Here is a 25,070-nt window from a genome sequence, read left to right on the forward strand (position 1 = left end):
TGAAGCACGTAGTTTTCCGTTGGTTACGTTCGTTTGTTTAAACGTTTCATCAATACAAGTAGAGGAGACATACGATATGAGCACCTTGCAGGAATTAGATCATCAAGCGGTTAAGCTGATTTTGGAGCAGCAGCACCAGTTTTTCCGTTCCGGGGCTACCCGTTCAGCGGAGACTAGAATTGAGCGTTTAACCCAGCTGAAGCAGGCTATTCAGAAATATGAATCCAGACTCACCGAAGCGCTGCATCAGGATTTGGGTAAAAGTGAGTTTGAATCCTATACGACCGAAATAGGTTTTATGATGGACAGCATCAAACACACCATACGAAAAGTGAAAAAATGGGTCAAACCCGTTAAAGTAAAAACGCAGATGGCCCTGGTCGGCTCCAAAAGTTACATTATCCCTGAGCCGTATGGATCCGTGCTCATTATCGGACCTTTCAACTATCCGTTTCAGCTCCTCATAGAACCTCTGGTTGGTGCGATTGCCGCTGGAAACACCGCGGTGCTCAAAGCCTCTGAAAACACACCTGCGGTGTCGGCCGTTGTTCGTGAGATAATCTCCTCGGTATTCGAGCCGGGTTATGTACAAGTTGTAGAAGGCGCCAAGGACACAACGACAGCACTGATTAATGCTCCGTTTGATTACATCTTTTTTACGGGCAGTGTACCGGTAGGTAAAATCGTGATGGAGGCCGCTGCCAAAAACCTCGTTCCTGTTACCTTGGAGCTTGGTGGGAAAAGTCCTGTCATTGTGGACGAGAAAGCAGATATTAAAGTTGCTGCTGAACGAATTATATGGGGTAAACTGCTCAATACGGGACAGACCTGTATCGCTCCGGATTATTTGCTTGTGCATGAACGAGTGAAGGAGCAGCTGATCTCGGAGATGAAAACAGCTGTGGAGTCCTTCTTCGGTACAGACATTCAGCATAATTCCGATTATGGGCGCATCGTCAATCAGGCTCATTTCAGAAGATTAACGAAGCTTATTGAACGGGACCAGGACAAAGTGATCTATGGAGGTCACTCTGATGAAGCGGATCGCTACATTGCACCGACACTAATTGACGCTAAATCCTGGGACGCAGCCACCATGGAAGATGAGATCTTCGGACCGATATTGCCCATAATCAGTTACCACAGCATTGATGAAGCCATTGACGGGATCTTGAAGCGTCCGAAGCCGCTGGCTCTTTATTTGTTCACATCAGACTTACAGCTTCAGGATAAGGTGTTGAGCCAGGTTTCTTTTGGAGGAGGTTGTATTAATGATACGATCACTCACGTAGCCAATCCACGGCTGCCATTTGGCGGTGTAGGACATTCCGGTATTGGCTCTTATCATGGGCGGTACAGCCTCGAAACCTTCTCACATATGAAAAGCGTGCTCAAAAAGAGCGCCAAACTGAATTTGTCCATTTTGTACCCGCCATACGATGGCAAGCTAAAGACAATTAAGCGTTTGTTGAAATAAGCACTGCTGAATCAGCAGAGGGATTTCATATTCATCTATTTTGCTCTACATTCTGACAGACTCACTGTACAGCAGGCTGTTCTTGTCGGAATCGAGACGGTGACATGCCTGACCAACGCTTGAATTGACGGCTAAAGTGAGCGATATCCTTGTAACCGAGCATTGCTGCGATACTTTGAATGGATAGTTTCGGATTACCAAGCAGTACCTTCGCTTCGTGCAAAACCATCTCGGAGAGAGCCACGCGCGGAGACTGACCAAATACCTGCTTGAACACACGGTTACAATGAGAGGAGCTAATCCCCAGTTCAGCAGCAATGTCATCAATTCCATAGTGGCTGTCGGTTTCATTGCCTTGCTTAAACTGCTGGTTTACCAGCCCTTGCAGTCGATTCCGGATCTGATGAGCAAGCTCAATCCGTTCATATCCTTCGGAGAACAGATGCGCTGCCTCCTGAGAGACGGCTTCCCACAAATGCCCGAATAATTCGAATACAGCGGATTGCAGCTGCATGCGCTGAACCATTGTATTCGGTGTCGATTCTTCCTTTGCAGAATTCATTAATTTGCTCAGAACCGGCTCAATTTTTAATGTAACCGGATTGTCTGCATGGAAGAGGGTCTGCTTGATTCGGGCAAGCAAGGAGAGGAACAACTGATCATCGATATCAAAGTGCATGCAGAAATAGGTAAATCCCTGACCGTCCTGGCTCTGGCTGGAATGAACGCTTCCTGGAGGAATGAGGAGCAGTTCGCCAGCCTTTTGTGTATACATTTGGCCGTTCACCGACATGAGCTGTACACCTTCTGTCACATAGTTCAGCTCGTACTGCGGGTGTTCATGTGCCGGATAATTCCAGTTCGCACCAACACTCCGCAGATGAATGGCAAAGAGATTGACGGTGGTCTGGACATCTGGATAGAAGACCTCATGTACACTTTCACCCAGAGCGGGAGGCAAGTAAGTAGAAGACATCGGAGACCTCCTTTATAATAGAAACTGATTAAATGGGCAGTCAGCTTACAAGGCTGGCAATGTTCAAAAATAAATGTAATCGCTTTATTCCATTATATACGACCAGCTTGATTTGGGTAAATATCCGATTGATTTGTCCATGGTCTAGGGTGGAATGAGCATGTTAGGATGAGGCTATGAAAACGCATGCAAACCATATTGAGAGGGGTCATCGTTCATGAGCACATCCAAATCGATCTTTTATAACGCCCACCACTCACCGATCGGGGCTTTTGCAAGTTTTACACTTGGATACAAAGGTGCCAAGGGCGGACTCGGCCTGGAGCTGGGAAAACCTGCAGACCAAAATATATATATAGGATTACAATCTAGTGATGGCGAACATTATGAGGCACTACCTTTTTTTGAAGCTACCGAGGATGAGAGTGTTCGCTACGATGTTGAGAAGCTGGACAATGCAGAAAACGGAATAGAAGAGGGAGCCGAATCACAGGTTCAATCCCAGTCACATACTTCAACCCGATCGAAGCGTCCGCTCATTGCAGCATTTCGTGATGAAGAAATTACACGTGAATTCAAGTCCGGTACAGACACCTGGACAGCGGGAGATCTGACTTTCCGGATCTATTCACCAGTTCGTCCTGTACCTGAACCGAAGCATGGGGATCTTGAACAATTAAAGGATGCTCTGGTTCCAGCGGTTCTCGTGGAGATGACGATTGATAACACGCAAGGACAGCAGTCACGAAGAGCATATTTCGGATATCAGGGTAATGATCCGTATTCGGCAATGCGCATGATCGGCGGACCCGAGGGCGGAAAGCTCACGGGTGTCGGACAAGGAAGGCTTACAGCGATTATGTCATCTGATGATGGACTGTACCCTGCACTTGGGTTCACGTTAGATAAAATCCTGCAGGAAAAACATGTGGAGAATTTGGCTTTTGGATTAGGTCGCACCGCCGCATTGCTAATGGAAGTTCCAGCTGGAGAGAAACGTACATATCACTTCGCAGTTTGTTTTTACCGCGGTGGCATCGTCACTTCCGGTTTGGATACGACGTACTGGTATACCCGATATTTCGCGGATATCCAGGAAGCTGGCCAGTATGCCCTGGATCGTTTCGACACATTGACAGCATCTTGCGAGGAAGCAGAACAGCGTCTGGGTACCAGCTCACTGTCGGATGATCAGGCATTTATGCTCGCTCATTCTATTCATAGTTATTATGCAAGCACGCAGCTCCTGGACGCAGATGGAGAACCGTTCTGGATTGTCAATGAAGGCGAATATCGGATGATGAACACCCTTGATCTGACAGCAGATCAGTTATATTTTGAACTTGCCCTGAACCCTTGGACGGTTCGCAACGAGCTCGAGTGGTTTGTGAAACGTTACAGCTATACCGATCAGGTTCGCTTCCCCGGGGAAGATCAATTGTATCCAGGCGGCTTGACCTTTACCCATGATATTGGTGTGGCGAATGTGTTCTCCCGTCCAGGACATTCTGCCTATGAGTTAGTGGGAATAGATGATTGCTTTTCCCAGATGAGTCATGAAGAGCTTGTGAACTGGCTGTGCTGTGCAACTGTCTACATTGAACAAACCAAGGATCAGGAATTTGTGAAGCAGATGCTTCCTGTAATTCAGGATTGCTTCCAAAGCATGCTTAACCGGGATCACCCGGATGAAGATCAGCGTAACGGTCTCATGGGACTGGATAGCAGCCGCACGAAGGGCGGAGCAGAAATTACGACTTATGACAGCCTTGATGTGTCACTCGGTCAATCCCGTAACAATATTTATCTGGCAGGGAAATGCTGGGCTGTATATGTGGCCCTTGAAAAGCTGTTTGCCGCGGAGAAACTCTCGGATTTATCCCTTCAGGCAGGACGTCAGGCTGATCGCTGTGCCGCGAGTGTTGCAGCCCAGTTGACGGAAGGAGGCTACATCCCGGCTGTTATTGCGGAGAATAACGATTCCCGTATCATCCCGGCTATCGAAGGGTTGGTATTCCCTTACTTTACAGGTTGTGAAGGTGCACTGGATGCACACGGCCGGTTTGGTTCTTACCTGCAGGCACTCCGAACCCATTTGAAGAACGTTCTAGTACCAGGTACTTGTCTATTTGAAGATGGAGGATGGAAGCTGTCCTCAACAAGTAATAACTCGTGGTTAAGCAAAATCTATCTGTCCCAGTTTATCACTAGAGAAATACTGGGCATGGAATGGGATGAATCAGGGCAGGCATCCGATGCCGCGCATGTAAACTGGCTGCTGCATCCCGAAGAGTCTTACTGGTGCTGGAGTGACCAGATCCTGTCGGGCGTTGCTGTGGGCAGCAAATATTACCCGCGCGGAGTAACATCCATCCTTTGGCTGCTGGAAGGGAAAGGTACTCGTTTGGAACAGATCTATGCTAGCAAGGAGGCGGTACGATGAAGCGTTCAATCGTTCAACAAAACTTAGCTGGCCCGCAGTATGATGCGTGGCTTGGATATCTCTCTGGTGAATACAGTCGTAAGGGTACTGCAAGTCAGACTGTTCCTGCTTGGGTAAAACGTATAAATACAATCGAGAAGCATGAAGTCATTGCTACAGCTCTGGAGGAGCTTACACAAGGATTGGAGAGATTGTTCGGAGAGAAACCAATAACAGTCTTATCCGGTATCGACCTTGAGGGTAAACAGGCTTCCCATGATCCTGGTATCTGGATTGGCACATGGGCAGGCAATTCACTTCTTGCAGAGGCGTTCAGCGAGAGTGAACGTGCCGCTGTTCAAGGAGAAGGCTTCGTCATTCGTGAAGACGAGGAACTAGCCAGACTCTTCATTGGTGCTGAGACACCTCAAGGTGTACTGTATGGTACATTCCATTTGCTCAGAGAGCTGGTACTGGCACAGGGGAGTTCAAGTGAGGCGGATACATCCCCGAAGAAATGGAGTCATGTGATTGAGCAGCCACGGAATGCACTGCGGATGATTAATCAATGGGATAACGTGGACGGAAGCATTGAACGTGGATATGCCGGTAAATCTATCTTTTATGAAAATGGAGAATTCACGCAAGATATCGTACGCATTCGGGATTATGCACGATTGCTCGCTTCGGCTGGCATCAATGCCATCTCCATCAACAATGTCAACGTGCATCAGCGCGAAACATTGTTTCTGACAGAGCGCTTTTTGAGTGATGTAGCTCGTGTAGCCTCTGCATTCAGAGCTTACGGCATACGACTTTACTTAAGCGCCAACTATGCAAGCCCAATGGAGATCGGCGGATTGCTTACCGCTGATCCACTGGATGAGCAAGTACGAGAATGGTGGAACATTCAGACTGCCAAAGTGTATGCGGCCATCCCTGACTTTGGTGGTTACCTGATCAAAGCGGATTCCGAAAATCGCCCGGGTCCATTCACCTACAATCGGGACCACGCAGACGGAGCGAACATGCTTGCTGAAGCACTTCGTCCATTTGGTGGATTGGTTATTTGGCGCTGTTTCGTCTACAACTGCAAGCAGGACTGGCGTGATCGCTCCACAGATCGTGCGCGCGCTGCCTATGACCACTTTAAGCCTCTGGATGGACGGTTTGCTGATAATGTCATTTTGCAGATCAAAAATGGTCCGATGGATTTTCAGGTTAGGGAAGCTGTATCTCCGCTGTTCGGAGCGATGGATAAGACCAATCAGGTGCTCGAATTTCAGATCACACAGGAATATACAGGTCAACAGCGGCATTTGTGTTATCTGATTCCACAGTGGAAAGAAGTATTGGATTTCGACACCTATGCGAAGGGACAAGGATCGGAAGTTAAACGTATTGCGGATGGCTCCCTGTACAACAGACCTCATAGCGGTTTTGCCGCAGTTTCGAATATTGGCGCAGATACATGCTGGACAGGACATCCACTTGCTCAGGCCAATTTGTACGGTTATGGTAGACTCGCCTGGAATCCCGAACTGTCTTCGGAAGAGATTGCGGACGAATGGGTCAGACTCACGTTTGGGCACGACGAAGAGGTTGTTCGTCTGATCTCTGGCATGCTTCTGGACTCTCTAAACATCTATGAAAATTATACGGCGCCGCTCGGAGTAGGCTGGATGGTTAATCCGGATCATCATTATGGCCCCAATGTGGACGGTTATGAATATTCCAAATGGGGAACCTATCACTTCGCAGATTGCAAGGGCATTGGAGTAGATCGGACCGTACAGAGCGGTACAGGGTATACATCGCAGTATCATACGGAAAATGCGGAACGATATGAAAATGTCACGACCTGTCCGGATGAACTGCTGTTATTCTTCCACCATGTTCCTTATACGCATGTGCTGCATTCTGGCAAGACCGTCATTCAGCACATTTATGATACACACTTCAAGGGTGCGGAACAGGCGCAAGCTTTAGCGGAAACCTGGAGAAAGCTCGAAGGTAAAGTAGACCCGGAAACTTTCGAAACCGTAGCTCTGCGTCAGGACAATCAGGCCGAGCATGCCAAGGAATGGCGGGACATGATTAATACGTACTTCTATCGCAAGAGTGGTATTGAGGATGAGCAGGGACGAACCATTTATTAATAGAGAATTCAGCTACACATTCTTGTTTTCTTGAATTAAGGGTAGCATTGGCAACCAAGAGGAGGCGAAAACCCAATGGGACAGCATCAATTACCCCAGACCATGAAAGCAGCTGTAATGACTGAACCTGGACGAATCATTATCGAAGAACAGGCTGTACCGAAACCTACTGAGGACGAAGTTCTGATTCAGGTCATGGCAGTAGGCGTGTGCGGATCGGATGTGCACTATTTTGAACACGGGAGAATCGGCAGATTTGTAGTGGAAAAACCCATTATTCTGGGGCATGAATGTGCGGGTATTGTAGCTGCTGTAGGCTCGAACGTATCACGCTTGAAGGCAGGTGACCGGGTTGCCATCGAACCAGGCGTTACTTGTGGACGCTGCGTGGCATGTAAGGAAGGACGCTATAATCTGTGTCCAGATGTACAATTCCTAGCTACCCCGCCTGTTGATGGTGCATTTGTACAATACATGACCATTCGTGAGGATATGGTTTTTCCAATCCCGGATCATCTGTCCTTTGAGGAAGCTGCCATGAACGAGCCTTTTTCGGTAGGTATTCACGCTGCGCGTCGAAGTAAACTTGCTCCTGGAACCACGCTGGCGATCATGGGCATGGGACCTGTTGGACTGATGGCTGTCGCGGCTGCTAAATCATTTGGAGTCGACAAAATTATAGTTACAGACCTGGAGGAAGTTCGACTTGAAGCAGCTCGGCGTATGGGAGCCACGCATACGATCAATGTGAGAAACGAGGATGCACAGACGGTCATTCGTGAGTTAACGAATGGAATCGGTGTGGATACGGCTTGGGAAACTGCAGGGAATCCCAAAGCGCTCCAATCTGCATTGTATTCACTGCGGCGGGGAGGCAAACTTGCCATTGTGGGCCTGCCGGCACAGGATGAGATTGCACTGAATGTTCCTTTTATTGCCGATAACGAGGTTGATATTTACGGCATATTCCGCTATGCCAACACCTATCCAGCGGGAATTGAGTTTCTGAGCTCCGGTGAGCACGATGTATTGTCCTTGATCACGGATCGTTATTCACTGGCTGAAACTCAACAAGCCATGGAACGGGCGCTTCACAATAAGAGCGGCAGTCTGAAAGTGATAGTCTATCCAAACGGCATTTAAATCTCTTACTCAGGAAGTCCCGATTCAGGGACTTCTTTTTTTTCATTTTCACCAAATAAATGATTATACAAGCTCCCATAACATGGTATAATTCATGAAGATTTTAATATATAAATGGATACAAACCACTCTGGTTGATAAGCTACTTAGCGAAAGGAACTGAAGGTTGTGAGAACACATGAATTTACGATTCACTCTGATTTTCACCGGGATGATCTGATGTCTATATCTTCTCAAGCGTCACGTTTTGCCTCGGATATTTCATTGTCGTTTGTTGAGTCTGAGCATGAGCATCGTGTAGATGTCAAAAGCCTGCTTGGTATGGCGCTTCTTCCGATTCGTCATGGCAGTATAGTCAGATTACAGACGCGTGGAAGAGATGAATTGGAGGCTCTGGAGTACATGCTGGATGTACTGGAGAAGGGAATAACTTAGAACGCGATCAGGTGCAGATTGTGGCGAATAGGTAAATATTTATCGTTTCTTCAAATCCTGCTGGTACTTTGTCCAAAAAAAGAGTATAATAAAATTTAGTTCTATTCAAGGAAGTACCCATTTAAAGGAGTGTAAATAGATTATGCCAAAAGCTGATATCCATCCAAAGACACAAACGGTTATTTTTTACGATGCAAGTGCTGATTACAAATTCCTGAGCTCTTCGACTAAATTCTCGAACGAGACAATGGAATGGGAAGATGGCAACACTTACCCTGTAATCCGTGTGGACACTAGTTCCGCATCCCACCCTTTCTTCACTGGTAAACAAAGAAACGTGGACATCGGTGGTCGTGTTGACAAGTTCAACCGTAAATACAACCTCAAAAACTAGTTTGTCCATAGATGACAAGATCAACCTCGGGAATTCGTTTCCGGGGTTTTTCTATGTCTTAAACATCATTTGCAGGTCTACAAGGCTCCAAACTCTGACAAATTTTATTAAGGATTGCGCTTACATATCATTCAGAGGTAAACTAGGACTTGAGTGAAATCATATTGGAGGAGGAAATAGAGATGAGTAGCATTACACATATGGTTACGTTTACACTTTACGCTGGCAAAGATACAGCAGAGGCAGAAGCTTTTCTGAAGGAAAGTGCGGAAGCACTTGCAGTAATTCCAGGCGTGGAGAACTTTCAGGTTCTGCGTCAGGTAAGTGCCAAAAATGAGTTTGACTACGGTTTCTCAATGGTTTTCGCCGATCAAGCAGCTTATGATGCTTACAATGAGCACCCGGTTCACCGCAAATACGTGGAGGAACGTTGGGAGAAGGAAGTTAGTCGTTTTCAGGAAATTGATCTAATCAATCACGGAATATGATATAAGTCTTTCATTTTTAGGTAAGGGAATGACACGTTTCGAAACCGTTTTAGTTCATCATGCTGCATTTGCAGTGTTTTCATTCATTGATATAGAACCAGAGAGGTGCTGTCGCCATGCAATTGGATCTTACAGGCAAGACCGCGCTGGTCACTGGCTCCACTGGACAACTCGGGAGAGTCATCGCCCGTACGCTGGCTCGTTGTGGTGCCGATCTCGCGCTGCATTACATAAACAATGAAACGAAAGCTCTCGAACTTAAGCAGGAGATTGAGGCTTTTGGCAGACAAGCAGTTATCGTGCAAGGAGATATAACAAAACAGGAAACGGCTATGCAAATGCGGGATCAGATTCAGGCTATTCTTGGCGTCGCTGGAGTTGACATTGTGGTGGCTAATGCAGTTATTCAATATGAATGGACCACTGTGCTCGAACAATCTCCCGAAGACTATATCAGCCAGTTCGAATCTTGTGTGCTGCAGAGTGTGTATCTCGCCAAGGCATTTATTCCGTACATGAAGGAAGCTAGAGGCGGTCGATTTATCGGCATTAACACGGAATGTGCCATGCAGAATTTTGCAACACAATCGGCATATACCGCTGGGAAACGTGGGATGGACGGACTATACCGGGTTCTTGCCAAGGAAGTGGGAGAGTACCAGATTACCGTCAACCAAGTCGCTCCAGGCTGGACGATAAGCGATCGTGATCGTAACAGTGAGCCTGGACATGATGAGGGTTACACGCGTACAGTTCCTTTGAAACGCAGGGGTGAAGATCAAGAGATTGCCAATGCGGTAGCCTTTTTAGCCTCGGATCTATCCTCTTTTATTACAGGTGCCTATATCCCGGTCAGTGGCGGCAACGTGATGCCAGCTATTTAATATGAAGAAGTGTTAGAAGAAGTTTTAATTGAAACACTTATATAAATATCTTTGTTGAAAAAGAATCATTGAAACACCCCTATCTAGCTCCGTGCAGACGGAATGGCTTAGGGGTGTTTTGTTTTATATATCCAAAACGACATATGATTTTGATTCGTTTTTCGAAAGATTGGGGTATTAGAATAGGTATATTAACCCGGTGGAAACATAACTCAAAATAAGCGATTAAAGGAGATCAGCTATGAAAAAAACAATCGCAGATGTACTGGTAGAAGCATTACTAAATGCAGGAATTAAACGAATTTATGGCATCGTGGGTGATTCTCTGAATGCCGTACTGGATTCCATCCGGCGGTCGGGTAAAATCGAATGGATTCATGTTCGTCATGAAGAGGTAGCGGCATTTGCCGCTGGAGCTGATTCGCAGGTCAGTGGGAGTATCGCAGTCTGTGCTGGCAGCAGCGGGCCAGGAAACATGCATCTAATTAACGGCTTGTACGATTGTCACCGAAACCGTGTACCTGTACTTGCTCTTGCCGCTCATATTCCTAGCGATGAAATCGGAAGCGATTATTTTCAATCGACTCATCCGGAATATCTCTTCCAGGAATGCAGTCATTATTGCGAGGTCATTACGACACCCAAACAAATGCCTCGATCGGTTACGATGGCGTTACAAACTGCGGTCTCGCGTTCAGGCGTATCTGTCATTGTTCTTCCAGGAGACGTGGCAGGTCTTGAGGCAGCCGACCTGCCCGTTCCCGAGCATGTTTACCATGTGACACAGCCTGTTGTTCACCCCTCTGAGCAGGAATTGCGGAAATTGGCCGATTACCTGAATCAGGACAAAAAAATCACATTGCTCTGTGGTGCGGGATGTGCAGGTGCAAGAGAATCTCTCATGCAGCTGTGTGATCGTCTGAAATCCCCAATGGTTATCGCTTTGCGCGGTAAGGAGTATCTGGAGTATGACAATCCCTATTCCGTCGGCTTGACTGGCTTGATCGGCTACTCATCCGGTTATCATGCCATGATGGACTGTGATGTTTTGTTAATGCTTGGAACAGATTTTCCTTATCGTCAGTTCTATCCGGAGGATGCGATCGTGCTTCAGGTCGATATACAGTCATCCCATCTTGGTCGGCGTACGAAGCTGGACTATGGGTTGTGCGGAGATGTCAAATCGACCATTGAGGCTTTGATGCCTTTACTGACGCACGAGCATCATGACAAACATCTTCGTAAAAGTGTGGACCATTATCTGAAGGTACGTAAGGAGCTGGATGAACTTGCTGTCGGAAAACCTGGAAAAAAACCGATTCATCCTCAGTATCTTACCAAAGTAATCAGCGATGCTGCTGGGGAGAATGCAATTTTCACCTGTGATGTAGGTACACCTACGGTATGGGCCGCACGCTACCTGGAGATGAGCCGTAACCGAAGATTACTGGGTTCATTCAATCACGGTACCATGGCAAATGCACTTCCACAGGCGATAGGCGCACAGGTAGCGAATCCGGGAAGGCAAGTGATTTCGCTGTCCGGAGATGGCGGGCTTGCGATGTTAATGGGGGACATGCTAACGCTCAAACAGCATAACCTTCCGGTCAAAGTGGTCGTGTTCAACAACGGTGCGCTGAGCTTTGTGGAGCTGGAGATGAAGGCGGCAGGATTCCTTGAATCTGGCACGGAGCTCGTAAATCCAAACTTCGCCATGGTTGCACAAGCGATGGGCATTGAAGGTATTCGGGTGGAAGACCCCGCGGAACTGGAGGGAGCGGTGGAACGTGCACTTCAACATGATGGACCTGTCCTGATCGATGCAGTTGTGAATCGTCAGGAACTGTCCTTACCTCCGAAGATTAATATCAAACAGGCAGAAGGTTTTACGTTGTGGATGATGAAGGCGGTTCTCAACGGGCGTGGCGATGAATTGATCGAGCTTGCCAAAACCAACTTGCTCAGATAATGTGCGTGTAATGCGCAATCTACTTGCTCTATAGTACATCTCACATGAATGGAGAGCGTAAATTCACTGAATGGTGATTGCTCTCCTTCCCGAGATGGCAAGGTTGTGATCCAAATCATGGTATGTACTCATATGATATGGTTTGTTTTTATATCGTAAGTCCATTAAAATAGATAAAGTCAGGCAGGATTTATGTCAGTTTTAACCTACATATGTAGCAAATTGTTGAATTACACGCTATCGCAATGAGCCGATCCGATGACAAGATGACTAACACAACTGGAGGAGATCAGAATGAGTCACACAGGTAAAGTAGCCATTATTACCGGAGCAGGAAGTGGATTGGGTCAAGCAGCTGCACTGAAGCTGGCAGAGAAGGGCGCATCCATTGTCGTTGTTGATCTCGTCGAGGAGACTGGTCTAGCAACAGTGAAACAGATTGAGAAGCTTGGTGCCAAAGCCATCTTCGTACAAGCCGATGTTAGCAAAGCCAGTGACGTTGAGAATTATGTCAAAAAAACAGTTGAAGAGTTCGGTCGAATCGATATGTTCTTCAACAACGCAGGGATCGCAGGGCCTGGTATTAAACTCATCGAACACACGATTGAGCAGTTCGACCAGATTATCGATATTAACCTAAGAAGCGTATTTTATGGACTCAAATATGTCATCACCGAAATGCTGAAAACGGGTGGCGGTGCCATTCTGAACACAGCTTCAACGGCAGGTATTGTCGGTGTTCCGGCAGTTGCTCCTTATGCGGCTACCAAGCACGGCGTAGTTGGTTTGACTCGTACAGCCGCCATTGAGTACGGCAAAGACAATATTCGTGTCAATGCGATTGCACCAGGAACAATTGAGACGCCAATGGTCATTCAATTCGGTAAGGACAACCCGGAAGTGTTCAAAGCAACCGTGGACAGCATTCCATCCGGACGTCTTGGTAAGCCGGAAGAGATCGCGAATCTCGTTGCCTTCCTGCTTGGTGATGAAGCTCCTTACATCAATGGTGCTGTGTATCCGATTGACGGCGCAGTAACCGCACAATAATATTGCATAAAGAGAAAGAGGCCTGTCGCACACAGGGCCTCTTTTTTGTCTTTGCTCTCCAATTTTATATCCGTCACGACTTTGCTCATGTAGCGTTAGCAGCATCGGTTTCGAGAGTTAACAAGCAGATCAGGAAGAAGTACGTTCTAATGTATCAACATAATCTTTGGCGTCTTTAAGAGAAAGGTTTCTGGCTTCGCGAAGCTTTTTAATGGCCTTGATCTTATTGCCTTGTTGAATCATTAGGATTAATTCCTGATCCAGCTCTGACAACTCCGTTGGCTGTTCGGACGAAGATGACAGGGTAGATGATGAAACAGGATAATTGAATGAGGAACTTGGCGTTCGTTGCGTTATGCCAGCACCATTCTCAATGCGTTCCACATCTCGTTTAAGTTCATTCAGTTGGCTTTGCAGACTGATTACTCTGGTGAGTAGTATCACAATTAGAAGTAATAAAACGATTAAAAAAATGGTGTTGATTTCCATGGTGTAGAATGCCTCTCTTTCATTACGTGTGTATCATTTTATCATTTGAGTTGAACCGGGAGTTCCTTCAGTCCTCGAACAATCATGCCAGGTCTCCACTCCAGTTCGGTAACATCCGTTTGAAGCTGTATCTCAGGATAACGGGCTAGCAATGTACTGATGGCGATTTCGCCTTCCAGACGTGCCAGAGGCGCTCCGAGACAGAGATGAATGCCTTTACCAAAAGCGAGATGCTGGCTTTTCTCCCTTGTTATGTCGAAGATATCGGCATCCTTGAATTTCTCAGTATCCCGATTGGCAGAATCAAGCGCCACAATCACAAGCTCACCTTTGGCAATGTTCTGTCCACGGAATTCAACGTCCTCCAGCGCCCAGCGTGACGTACTGAATTCAACAGGGCCATTGTAGCGCAGCATCTCTTCAACTGCATTATGGATAAGCTCTGGCTTCTGAATCAGCAGATCTCTCTGCTCAGGGTGTTCAAGAAGGGCCAATACACCATTGCCAATCAAATTAACCGTAGTTTCGTGGCCAGCAATAATAAGCAGGGAGACAACACCGAGTAATTCATTTTCAGTAAGTTGTTGTCCGGATTCCTCTGCAATCACAAGCTGGCTTATCAGGTCTTTACCTGGCTTCTCGCGTACTTTGGCAAACCAGTCGGTCAGGTACTCGGTAAACTCCTTTGCATGCTGTTCAAACATCTCCGCGTGATCCGAACTTGATGCATCAATGATCGAATTGGACCATACGCGGAACTTGTCCTGATCCTCAACAGGTACACCCAGAATCTCACTAATGACAATAATCGGAAGTGGAAAGGCATACTCATCAATTAAATTCATTTTATCTCTGGTGCCTATTTTGTTCAGCAGATCATCGGCGATGTCCTGAATGTGGCTTCTCATATCCGCAACCAATTTGGGCGTGAACGCTTTCTGTACAAGTCCTCTCAGGCGGCGGTGATCCGGCGGGTCGGAGAATAGCATGTTATTCACAAAAACCGTTTGATTTTCAGGTCCATATCGTTTGGCTACATCCTTACTGAAGCGTTGATCCTTGAGTACTTCGACCGCATCCTCATACCGGGTTATAATCCATCCGAACTCGCCATGAGGAAACATGACCTTGAATACAGGGTCTGTCTCTCTCAACTTTTCGTACACGGGGTAGGGGTTTTGAGTGAATTCCTTGGTAAAGAATGTCGTTTGTGACGTTTCATTCGTATTCAATTCAATTCTCTCCTCTCATCCAAGAGCTTAAATATGAAGTCCTTTGCTAAAAGGATCATATGTATGCTTCTTCGGCTTGATACCTAAAGCCTGCATCCTCTATATATTCAATATTAAGAGCGTAGAAACCTTGTTTTCATTGAAAAATCGGTTTTCCTGTGGAGGAGCAGAGAAGTGGACATATCCATGGAGAGGAAGATTTTATTGGAAGGAGAAGGGAAATACAGACTGAAGAGAGAAGCAGTAGTGAATCAATACTAGTGAAAATTTCAAAGTTAGGAGCAATCTATCATGAATGAATCACGGCTTCCTCTGAATCGTCACCAAATTCCAGCGAGTCCGCTTGTATTAGGCTGTATGCGATTTGGAGGCGAGTGGGACGGACTTCCGATCACCGATGATCTTGTACATGAAGGGCACCAAGCCGTTGAGGCTGCTCTTGAGATCGGCATTAATCATTATGACCTGGCTGATATCTATACACGTGGCAAGGCAGAGCATGTATTTGGACGAATCCTGTCCGAGAGAAAAGGATTGCGTGATCAAATCATCATTCAATCCAAATGCGGCATACGTCTTGCTATGGAAGACGAGGGTCCACAGCGCTACGATACATCTGGTGCGCATATTCAAGCCAGTGTTGATGGTATTTTATCTCGACTCGGCGTGGATTACCTGGACATTCTGTTACTTCATCGTCCTGACCCTCTCGCGCATCCTCAGGAGATTGGTGAAGCACTAGCGAAACTCCATCAATCCGGAAAAGTCAGACATTTTGGTGTATCCAACATGGGTTCGGAACAGATTCGTTTGCTGCAGCTCAATAGTTCGGTGCCTCTAATCGTGAACCAGCTCGAGATGAGTTTGGACAAAATCGGATTCGTGGAAGCGGGGGTTACCGTGAACCGTCTACAAGCCAAGGACCAAGTCTTCCCTTATGGTACGATGGAGTATTGTCAGGCCGAGAATATCCAGCTGCAGGCTTGGGGGCCACTTGCGCAAGGTAGATTTACGGGCAGGGTAGTCGAAGGTCAGAGACCCGAGATAGAACATACCGTCCAGGTCGTGAATAAGATTGCCAGGGAACGGGGCGTAACGGCTGAATCTATTGTACTCGCTTGGTTAATGAAACATCCCGCAGGCATTCAACCTGTGATTGGTTCAATTCGGCCGGAACGTATCCGTGCCTGCCGTGATGCTACACAGATTGAACTAACGCGACATGAATGGTATGAGCTGTATTCAGCGTCCTGTGGAAGAAGAATGTAAGCAGAAGACATATGGATTGCTCATTAGTTGAAACATTTTTTCCTTAAACGAGAACGAAACACAGGCCGGCGGTCTGTGTTTTTTATTTGTCTATTTATTGATAGATTCAATACGGGTATTCGTAGTCTAGTGAATACATAAATGCGCTATACTCCATGTCCATAGACTTAGTTCAGAGTTCTGATAAGAGGGACGTTTCAACCATTTTTCCCGGTTTCTAGGGTGGTTGAGAAACCACTGTGATAAAATAAGAGGAATAAGAACATACGATCTGTTTTGTGGAAGGAGATTAAGGATAACGATGGAAATACTTAAGCCGCCGGCTGAGACATTATATGAGACTGAATTACGCGCACTTCGGGAGGAAGACAAGGGAAAACGGCCCCCCAACTGGCTATTATCTCCCGCATATGTGCGAGATTTCATTATCGGCAGGGACAAACCCGCTATATTGGATGGAGACGCCATACCGATTACTCGTAAATTTTATGGGAATGACGTCTTAATTGAACGTGCGGTGGTAACGCTGGCGGGCAATCGCGGCTTAATGCTGGTGGGAGAACCGGGAACAGCGAAGACGATGCTCAGTGAGCTGCTGACAGCTGCGATCTCGGGAACCAGTCTGAACACCATTCAAGGTACAGCAGGCACAACGGAGGACATGATCAAGTATTCTTGGAACTATGCGATGCTGCTTGATAAAGGTCCATCGGAAGCGGCTCTTGTTCCAGCCCCGTTATACAGCGGCATGAAAAAAGGCATCATCACCCGTTTTGAAGAGATTACACGTTGTCCGGCTGAAGCACAAGATAGTCTAATCAGTATTCTAAGCGACAAAGTCATGAGTATTCCTGAGCTTGATGGTGGTGTGCTGTTTGCCAAGCCGGGGTTTAACGTAATTGCTACAGCGAACATTCGTGATAAGGGTGTTAACGAGATGAGTGGTGCGCTGAAACGCCGTTTCAACTTCGAAACGATCAAACCGATCAGCAGTGTGAAGATGGAAGCGAAAATTATTGAATCCCAGGCACGAAGCCTTTTATTACATAGTGATATTGATATCGAAATTAATCCCGATGTGGTCGAGCTTCTTGCGACGACATTCATGGAGCTGCGTACCGGCATAAGCCGTGAAGGTTACAAGCTGGACACGCCACAAGCTTCCATGAGTACTGCAGAAGCTGTTTCCGTATACGTTCAGAGTGCAATGACTTCCTATTATTACGAGGATAAGGGAATTGCATTGGATCGCCTGGTTCAGAACATGCTTGGAACCATTGCCAAGGAAAATGACAAGGATCTGTCCGTTCTTAAAGCCTACTTCTCCAAGGTTGTGAAGGAACGCTCCAAAGAAGAGGGCATTTGGAAGGACTATTATGAGGAGAAAAAATGGATCGGGTAGCACCAATAGTGGAGCCGGATGTTACCCAGTTACAATCCCTCTTTGAGTCTCGGGTGTATAACCTGAACAATGGTACGGTTTATTTTCCGATAAGGCATCATAGTCCGGTTTGTTCTTATCATTTGTTACAACTGATTGAGGCATATCAGCCGGACAATATTCTGATCGAAGGACCCGAGAGCGGGAATCCATATCTCTCCGTGTTGGCTGATGATGCAACGATCCCTCCGGTTAGCTTGTATTATACCTATGAGAGCGAGGATGACCGTGCAGCGTGTTACTATCCGATGCTGCGTTATTCCCCAGAATATGTAGCGTTACGTGAAGCTTCAAGGCTTAACATTCCTGCACAGTTCATTGATCTCGATTACTATCATTTCGCTAACACAGAGAAAGCGGAACAGCATGAAATATCTGTTCAGGATGAGACGCTGCTGGCCAGCTCGGACTTTATCAACCGTTTGTGTCAAAAAATCAACTGCCGCAGCTTCGACGAGCTATGGGAGAAAGTGTTTGAGATCTGCGGCTTGGAGAAATCCACACAGGAATTTGTGCAGGATATGTTCACCTATTGTACGTTATCTCGTATGTGTTACACAGCAGATCGGTTACACCGTTCCGGTGATCTTGTCAGAGAAGAACACATGCGAAACTGCATCCGTGAGGCTTCCCTGAAATATGATCGTGTGCTCGTCATTACAGGTGGATTCCATACGTACGGACTACTGGGCTTGGAAACAGACTCGGCTTCGCAGAAGTCTTCAGACATGCCTGTGAAGAAGAATAAAAGCTATGGAACCACGAATTCGGTGCATCAGCAGATGTATCCCATGGTGTACACCTTTGCAGAAGCGGACCGTCTGAATGGTTACGCGAGTGGAATGCCATATGTGAATTACTACGACATGATATGGAGCGAGCTGCTCCGCAAGAAAAGTACCGCATACAACGTAACGGCAGTGAATCTGCTGTCCAAGCTTACACGTGCACTCCGTAAGGGCCATGAGCACGTTTCGACCAGTGACGCGATTGAGGCATACAGCATGGTTCAGGGGCTTGCAGCACTTCGGGACAAAAGAGAAGGCGGAGTTTATGAATTGATGGACGCAGCGACATCTTCTTTTGTCAAAGGTGAGCTGACACTGGCTACAGAAAAACCGCTGCAAGAGCTCCAGCTTCTTCTGACCGGAGATGCCATAGGAAGTGTGGCCCCCAATTCATTCAACATTCCGATTGTTGAAGATTTCAAAGCCCGCTGTGCGGTAGCGAAGCTGCAAATTCGTACGACTGGTCAGCACAAGAAGGTCCTTGATCTATATGCCAAACCAGAGCATCGGCAGCTTAGTCAATTATTCCAATGCATTACCTATCTGGTTCCCGAATTCGCGAAACGCCAATCTGGACCAGACTGGATTGCACAGCGAGATATGAATCTGGTCAGGGAAACTTGGATCTACACCTATTCATCAAGGATTGAAGCAAGATTAATCGAAAATTCACTCTATGGGGGTACCATTCAGGAAGCGGCAACGCGAAAAATGGCGGAACACATGCAGGATATTCCGGATCATCATAGTGGTGAGCTTGCTAGATCCATGCTCCAGGCTCTGCTTATGGGTTTACAGGATACGGCCGCTCAATTGTATGATCAAGTCCGCTCAGCACTGAGAAAAGACGGGAATTTCCTATCCCTATGCGGGAGTCTTCACATTCTGGACCGAATTCATCAGCACCGAAGATTACTTGGATTATCGGATGACAGCCATCTTCCCGAGCTGGTTGCCGAAGCCTACAATAACGCAGTGGACAAATTGCTGCAGCTCGCGAGAACGAATTCTGATGAGCATCAGCCTGTTATACAGGGGCTGAAGCTGCTCGCGATGCTGGCGGAATCTTCCGAAGAACGTTACCGCGATGAAACCTTCAGAGCTCATCTGAATGAACTGCTGGCAGATCACAACCTTCCGGCTCAACTCGAAGGTGTATGCTTGGCCATTTCCTCGGGACTCGGTGATCGGTCAAGGGAAGAGATCGTTGATCGTGCTCGGGGATACATTCGCGGTACCCCGGATCAAATGCGGCAGACAGCACTGTATTTACAGGGTGTGTTTTCCGTGGCACGAGATGCATTTTTATATGAAGATCAGCTGCTATCCGAGCTGAATTACATGATAGAGCAGCTGGATCATAATGATTTTATGTTGATGATCCCGGAACTAAGGCTTGCATTCACTTACTTTACACCTATGGAGACAACACTGATTGCGGATCGGGTTGCGAAGCTGCATCAGGTTCAATCCGAAGAGATGGCGATACCGGGGATCGACGAACACACACTGCTTCAGGTGAAATCCTGGGATGAAGCCATCCGGAAGGAGTTTGAGACATGGAAGCTGATCTGAACAGAGGGGCGAGAACTCCTGATCCATTGAAGTCCCTTCCTGATTCCAATCAGGCTGAAACGCTGAACCGATGGCGATTGATCCTGGGCGATTCTGCTGAAGAAGGCTTATCGAACACGGGTGCATACGACGCTGAGCATTTCAAGTATACCGAAATCGATGAAATTCTGGGTTACCTCTACAATCGGGAATACGGTGAAGAACAGGGATACCGAAAAGAAGGAGGACGCGGCTCCTCTAATCTTACGGTTCCAAACTGGTTGCATAAGGTTCGGGAATTATTCCCCAAGCCAACCGTGGAGCTGCTGGAGAAACAGGCGCTGGATCGTTATGGCCTAACAGAGCTGTTAACCGATAAAAAACTGCTTGAGTCTCTCGAACCCAACATGAACCTGCTGAAAAACATCATGCAACTCAAAGGACGAATGAAAGGGGACGTCCTGCGGAGTGCGAAGGAGATCGTACGGACTGTAGTAGAGGACCTTCAGCGTAAATTGGAGTCCCAGACCAAAGCCAGTATCATGGGAAAACGCAGCCGTTACACACCTAGTTCTATAAAATCCCTGCGTAATCTTAATTTCAAACGAACCATTACCAAGAACCTGAAAAATGTCGATCGAGTAAACCGCAGATTGGTGATCGATCGTCTTTATTTCGATGGTAATATCCAGCCGCATAATAAATGGAATGTCATTATTGCTGTTGACGAGAGCGGCAGTATGATGGACTCGGTCATTTACAGCTCAGTAATGGCTAGTATCTTCTATCGTTTGAATGCGCTGCGCACCCACTTGTTTATCTTTGATACCCAGGTTGTCGATCTAAGTGACAGGTTGGATGATCCGGTTGACGTGCTTATGAGTGTACAGCTTGGTGGAGGAACTCATATTACCAAGGCTCTGCGTTATGGCGAGACGCTGATCGATAATCCTGGCAAAACGATCTACATCCTTGTAAGTGATCTGGAAGAGGGATATCCGATCCAACAAATGTATAAAGCGTGTAAGGATATTATCGATGCCGGTTGCAAACTGCTTGTGCTCACCGCGCTCGATTTTAATGGGGATACCGTCTATAACAAACATGCCGCACAAACCTTAACCGATATGGGAGCGCATGTCGCCGCAATCACCCCTAACGAGCTCGCAGACTGGATCGGCGAGATTATCACGTAATGAGTTTATAACAAGGTTTTTCACTCAAAATTTAAGGAGGAATGTGTAATGCTTACTACAGATCGCGCTGTTGAGGCGTTAGTTGAGAAGTTTGCTGAGATGTGCTCGAAGGATTACTCCCTAAAAACAGATCGGAGTCAGGAAATCATTGATTATGTGCTGGGAAACACGGACAAGTTTCCTGAAATGATAGGGAATTCCAGCCATTATGTCTACTATACAATTGATGCGCTCATGAAGCTTGCCAAGAAAGATGATGGAGATATATTTTTCCGGGCAGGAGCTATTGTCATTCACCTGGAATCCCACTACTCCAGACGCAATTCGTGGGCCACGGATGGCTTTACCATATGTCTCGGCAATGACTCTGAAGCCTACGGCTTGAGTGGAAAGAGCAAAGGCCCAGATCGGATCGGTGGTCTTCTGTCCCGATTGGAGAAAATACGTCAGTTTGCCGGAGAAAAAGAAATTGTAGATGAGCTCAAAAGCAGGCTAAGCCGTGTACAGGTATTTGTTGAGTCCAAAAAAGGCAACGGATATGGTAACCATGAGCGGGAAATTATCGACGCCTTGCTTCTACTGAAACTGTATTCCAGGCTGAACGGAGTTCCTTCACAGGCAGCACAGTTGCAATTACTAAACAACCACCTGCCTGAGTTACTTCAACTGGTCGTTGCTGATGATGCAGAGCAGCTCCGCCCGGCGTTACATAAGCTTATTGAGCCACTGGTTGTTTGCTCCATGCAGAGCCGATCTAATCGGTCTGTGCATGATCTGAAACCGGAATTTCTTCAGCAAAAACGAAACCGCCTGATGGAAGAGCTCTACCCGGACACTTCATTGAATAAAAAAGAACAATTGTCTCAGAATGTGTTCCATCAGACCATGATCTTGATAAGCAGCTCGTTGTTGTATCTGATCAATGTCCATGGGGGAAAGGACCGGTTCCTCGAAAACAAAGGCGAAACAGGTCAAGCTCTATTGGAGGCAATTAATCAGCTGCATGAAATCTATCCGTTTGAGACGCGCATGTATCTGATGAGCATGGATTCCAGAGCCAAAAATGCAGACGGGCTGCTCGCTGGGCTGCTTCCTCTGGATGAACCATACCAATTGATCGAGCTTATGAATAACGAATTGAATATGTATACGATATCATGGCAGTCGATCCAGTCGGCCATTATGAGTGATCCGGAACAATCCATACGAGCTTATCATATTCTCAAAACCCCATACCTCAAGCTGGTTATCCAAAAGATAATGGAAGATCACAGTAGAGAAATCCCTAATGCGGACGGTACGCTTGAACAAGCCGTTTCTGCAGTACTCCGGGAGCCACTCGATGGAGGTCGCAGTGGTCTTGCCATCGCACGGTATCTGGAAGGTCAAACTTCGTTTGAAGATTACTGGAAAGACTCAAACAGCCGCAGTCTGTTTAACAATCTGAATCGTGACAAAAAACGTATTCAGACTCTGATTGCGATCAGCTTCCTGCCAGTGGATTCAGAGTCAATGCGCCGGTTTGTAATTTTGGCGACCTATCCGGAGTGGACGCTGGATATCGTCTCGGATATGTATCGTTCCTACGCTTTCAGCGGTGAGAAGCTGCTGCAGCGTTATGGGCAAGATCCAGAGGTACAGCAGGATAAACTATTGACCAGTTTGATCTCGCTAAACGGTATGACCGATTACAGGTACAAAGCAATGCCTCAGGATGAGTACCGCCGGATTATTCAGCAAAATCTGGATTATGCTCTGGGACAGTATAAAAAGCTCCCAACGGACACACGTATTTTAATTTTGGAGATTACCTTCGAGCAACGAAGTGAACTCAAGACGGAGAAGCTTGCCGAGGCGATTCGCGCCGGATTGCAGGATTCATCCAAAAAAGCCAACGGACTCGCATTATCCGAATTCAATCGTCTGCCCGATCCGGAACTTTTCACAACGATCTATCGTTCAGAGAAAAAAGCAAGCGTGAAAGAAATGGCGCTTAGCGCAATTCGCAGCCTGGATCATAATAAAGAGCTATATCGTGAGCTTCTGGAGGGTGAGAAGTCGGCGGAATGGAAGAACTTGATTCAAATTCTGCTGGATACTGCAGATCAAAGCCCGGAATATGCCCATGCTGCACTTGCTGATCAGGCGGATGCCAAAAAGCTGGCTAGATTTAGTTGGTTATCCCTGAAGGACTTGCCTTCGCTTATTCGTTCGGAAGACAATCAACCTCTGGATGATCGAATCAAGCAATATATTTTGGTCCAATCGGTAGATCATACATCTGCACCTAACGAAAGACTGAATGAACTGCGGGAGTATGCAGACGAAGAATCGTTATCTCGATTCTCGACGGAGCTGCTCCAGTTATGGATTCAGGACGGTGCTCCTGCGAAGGAGAAATGGGTGATGTATATCTCTGCGCTCTTTGGCAGTGTGCAAATCGTTCACATTCTGTCGCTTCAGATTAAGGAATGGACCGAAAATAGCCGTGGAGCTATTGCCGCAGATGCCGTGAAGGTACTAGCTTACCTGAAAGAGCCATCTGCACTCATGGCCATTGATAAAATTAAACGAAGCGTCAAGAACCGTCAGGTGAAAGGCGCGGCAGAAGAAGCACTTCAGCTTGCGGCCGACAACTTGGGACTTACACCGGAACAGTTAGAAGACCGGCTTGTGACCACGCTTGGCTTTGACGAGTCAGGAACGATGAGGCTGAGTTACGGTGAGCGTTCATTCCTGATTAAAGTGAATGGGGATTTGCAAATCGTCGTTCTGAACGAAGAAACGGGTAAAACGGTGAAAAGCTTGCCTGCACCAGCACAGAAGGATGATACAGAGCTCGCTGCGCAATCCAAAGCACGTTTTACGCAGCTGAAGAAAGATCTCAAAACAATGGTGGGCATTCAGGCACAGCGCCTGGAGGAGTCATTGTCCAAGCAGCGTCTGTGTTCCGCTGAAGAGTGGAAAGCACTCTTTGTTGAAAATGTGATCATGCAAAAATTCGCTGTAGGTCTGATCTGGGGCACGTATGAAGATGGTCAGCTGATCAGCACATTCCGCTATATGGAAGATGGCACGTTTAATACCGTCGATGAGGATGAATACGAACTTCCTTTGAATGTGCAGGTAGGACTTGTACACCCTCTTGAACTTGAAGCATCCACCCTGGACGGCTGGAAAACACAGCTCGAAGATTACGAAGTGAAGCAACCTTTCGAGCAGCTTAACCGGGAAATTCACCTGCCTGAGGAAGAAGACATCAAACTTGAAGAGTACTCCCGACTTCCGGAATCGGAGTTTTCACCGACAGCCTTCCCGAAAGCATTGGAGAAATTCGGTTGGATCAAAGGGACGGCAATGGACGGCGGCTGGTACCATGAATTCTACAAGGAGTACGATGAATACGTAGCTGAACTGCGTTTCAGCGGTACCAGTATCACGTATTATGAGGGGATGGACGATATTACGCTTGAATCTCTCCATTTCTTCAGACCGGAGAACAAGAGAAATTATTACTACAGCAATAACAAAAGCATTGCTCTGGGTCAGATTCCGGGACGGGTCTTCAGTGAAACGCTCTATGATATCCTAAGAGCAACGGGGCGTTGATTACGTGAGTGAATTCGAACATAAATTCAGGACATTTTCCAAATTATGCACGGAAGACTATCTCATAAGACATGCGAATAAGGGATTGTACAAGA

18 protein-coding genes are annotated in these 25,070 nt (G+C 46.9%); 15 read left to right on the forward strand and 3 right to left on the reverse strand.

All coding sequences use genetic code 11. From position 1 onward, the window contains the following. Positions 1-76: 76 nt before the first annotated feature. The gene (locus MHB82_RS15160; protein ID WP_341175138.1) at positions 77-1,477 is read left to right on the forward strand and encodes an aldehyde dehydrogenase; all 1,401 of its coding nucleotides are present in this window, start codon (positions 77-79) and stop codon (positions 1,475-1,477) included. Positions 1,478-1,538: 61 nt separating this feature from the next. On the opposite strand, the gene MHB82_RS15165 is transcribed toward MHB82_RS15160, so the two are convergent. Beyond that, positions 1,539-2,453, reverse strand: coding sequence for an AraC family transcriptional regulator (locus MHB82_RS15165; protein ID WP_341175139.1), 915 nt, complete (start codon positions 2,451-2,453; stop codon positions 1,539-1,541). A gap of 217 nt (positions 2,454-2,670) precedes the next feature. Between MHB82_RS15165 and MHB82_RS15170 the strand changes: the two genes are divergently transcribed. From MHB82_RS15170 to MHB82_RS15210, 9 genes are all read left to right on the forward strand, one after another. Next, on the forward strand, positions 2,671-4,896 hold the full coding sequence (locus MHB82_RS15170) for a glycoside hydrolase family 52 protein (RefSeq protein WP_341175140.1): 2,226 nt from the start codon (positions 2,671-2,673) through the stop codon (positions 4,894-4,896). Next, positions 4,893-7,034 carry an alpha-glucuronidase family glycosyl hydrolase gene (locus MHB82_RS15175; RefSeq protein WP_341175141.1) on the forward strand — a complete coding sequence of 714 codons (2,142 nt, stop codon included), beginning with the start codon at positions 4,893-4,895 and terminating at the stop codon, positions 7,032-7,034. Before MHB82_RS15170 ends, MHB82_RS15175 begins: the two co-directional genes overlap by 4 nt. 75 nt (positions 7,035-7,109) lie before the next feature. Beyond that, positions 7,110-8,177: an NAD(P)-dependent alcohol dehydrogenase gene (locus tag MHB82_RS15180; RefSeq protein WP_341175142.1), complete on the forward strand. Its 1,068-nt coding sequence runs from the start codon at positions 7,110-7,112 to the stop codon at positions 8,175-8,177. Between the two features lie 168 nt (positions 8,178-8,345). Next, positions 8,346-8,612 carry an HPr family phosphocarrier protein gene (locus MHB82_RS15185; protein ID WP_236146554.1) on the forward strand — a complete coding sequence of 89 codons (267 nt, stop codon included), beginning with the start codon at positions 8,346-8,348 and terminating at the stop codon, positions 8,610-8,612. Between the two features lie 142 nt (positions 8,613-8,754). After that, positions 8,755-9,006 (forward strand): type B 50S ribosomal protein L31, encoded by a 252-nt coding sequence (locus tag MHB82_RS15190; RefSeq protein WP_095357971.1) that lies wholly within the window; start codon positions 8,755-8,757, stop codon positions 9,004-9,006. Positions 9,007-9,188: 182 nt separating this feature from the next. Continuing rightward, positions 9,189-9,494 (forward strand): Dabb family protein, encoded by a 306-nt coding sequence (locus MHB82_RS15195; protein ID WP_181429948.1) that lies wholly within the window; start codon positions 9,189-9,191, stop codon positions 9,492-9,494. Positions 9,495-9,610: 116 nt separating this feature from the next. After that, positions 9,611-10,378 (forward strand): SDR family NAD(P)-dependent oxidoreductase, encoded by a 768-nt coding sequence (locus MHB82_RS15200; protein ID WP_095357970.1) that lies wholly within the window; start codon positions 9,611-9,613, stop codon positions 10,376-10,378. Between the two features lie 241 nt (positions 10,379-10,619). Further along, positions 10,620-12,347 carry a ubiquinone-dependent pyruvate dehydrogenase gene (poxB, locus tag MHB82_RS15205; RefSeq protein ID WP_110822094.1) on the forward strand — a complete coding sequence of 576 codons (1,728 nt, stop codon included), beginning with the start codon at positions 10,620-10,622 and terminating at the stop codon, positions 12,345-12,347. 294 nt (positions 12,348-12,641) lie between these two features. Continuing rightward, positions 12,642-13,397, forward strand: a complete 756-nt coding sequence (locus tag MHB82_RS15210; protein ID WP_127540066.1) for an SDR family NAD(P)-dependent oxidoreductase — start codon at positions 12,642-12,644, stop codon at positions 13,395-13,397. A gap of 129 nt (positions 13,398-13,526) precedes the next feature. Here the strand turns inward: MHB82_RS15210 and MHB82_RS15215 are convergent, their stop codons facing one another. Together MHB82_RS15215 and MHB82_RS15220 are read right to left on the reverse strand one after the other, a co-directional pair. Beyond that, complete coding sequence (locus MHB82_RS15215) at positions 13,527-13,886, reverse strand: ribosomal protein L7/L12 (protein WP_095357968.1); 360 nt, start codon at positions 13,884-13,886, stop codon at positions 13,527-13,529. A 41-nt stretch (positions 13,887-13,927) separates the two neighbouring features. Next, complete coding sequence (locus MHB82_RS15220) at positions 13,928-15,118, reverse strand: cytochrome P450 family protein (RefSeq protein WP_341175143.1); 1,191 nt, start codon at positions 15,116-15,118, stop codon at positions 13,928-13,930. A 291-nt stretch (positions 15,119-15,409) separates the two neighbouring features. Between MHB82_RS15220 and MHB82_RS15225 the strand changes: the two genes are divergently transcribed. From MHB82_RS15225 to MHB82_RS15245, 5 genes are all read left to right on the forward strand, one after another. Continuing rightward, the gene (locus MHB82_RS15225) at positions 15,410-16,387 is read left to right on the forward strand and encodes an aldo/keto reductase (RefSeq protein WP_095357966.1); all 978 of its coding nucleotides are present in this window, start codon (positions 15,410-15,412) and stop codon (positions 16,385-16,387) included. A gap of 301 nt (positions 16,388-16,688) precedes the next feature. After that, on the forward strand, positions 16,689-17,789 hold the full coding sequence (locus MHB82_RS15230) for an ATP-binding protein (RefSeq protein WP_341175144.1): 1,101 nt from the start codon (positions 16,689-16,691) through the stop codon (positions 17,787-17,789). Continuing rightward, positions 17,777-20,191, forward strand: a complete 2,415-nt coding sequence (locus tag MHB82_RS15235) for a DUF5682 family protein (RefSeq protein ID WP_341175145.1) — start codon at positions 17,777-17,779, stop codon at positions 20,189-20,191. The genes MHB82_RS15230 and MHB82_RS15235 overlap by 13 nt, the downstream gene beginning before the upstream one ends. Then, on the forward strand, positions 20,176-21,366 hold the full coding sequence (locus MHB82_RS15240) for a VWA domain-containing protein (RefSeq protein WP_341175146.1): 1,191 nt from the start codon (positions 20,176-20,178) through the stop codon (positions 21,364-21,366). Before MHB82_RS15235 ends, MHB82_RS15240 begins: the two co-directional genes overlap by 16 nt. A gap of 48 nt (positions 21,367-21,414) precedes the next feature. Continuing rightward, the gene (locus MHB82_RS15245) at positions 21,415-24,975 is read left to right on the forward strand and encodes a DUF4132 domain-containing protein (protein WP_341175147.1); all 3,561 of its coding nucleotides are present in this window, start codon (positions 21,415-21,417) and stop codon (positions 24,973-24,975) included. Positions 24,976-25,070: the final 95 nt, after the last annotated feature.

It is taken from the genome of Paenibacillus sp. FSL K6-2862 (assembly GCF_038005125.1).
GTDB classification, from domain to species: Bacteria; Bacillota; Bacilli; order Paenibacillales; family Paenibacillaceae; genus Paenibacillus; species Paenibacillus illinoisensis_A.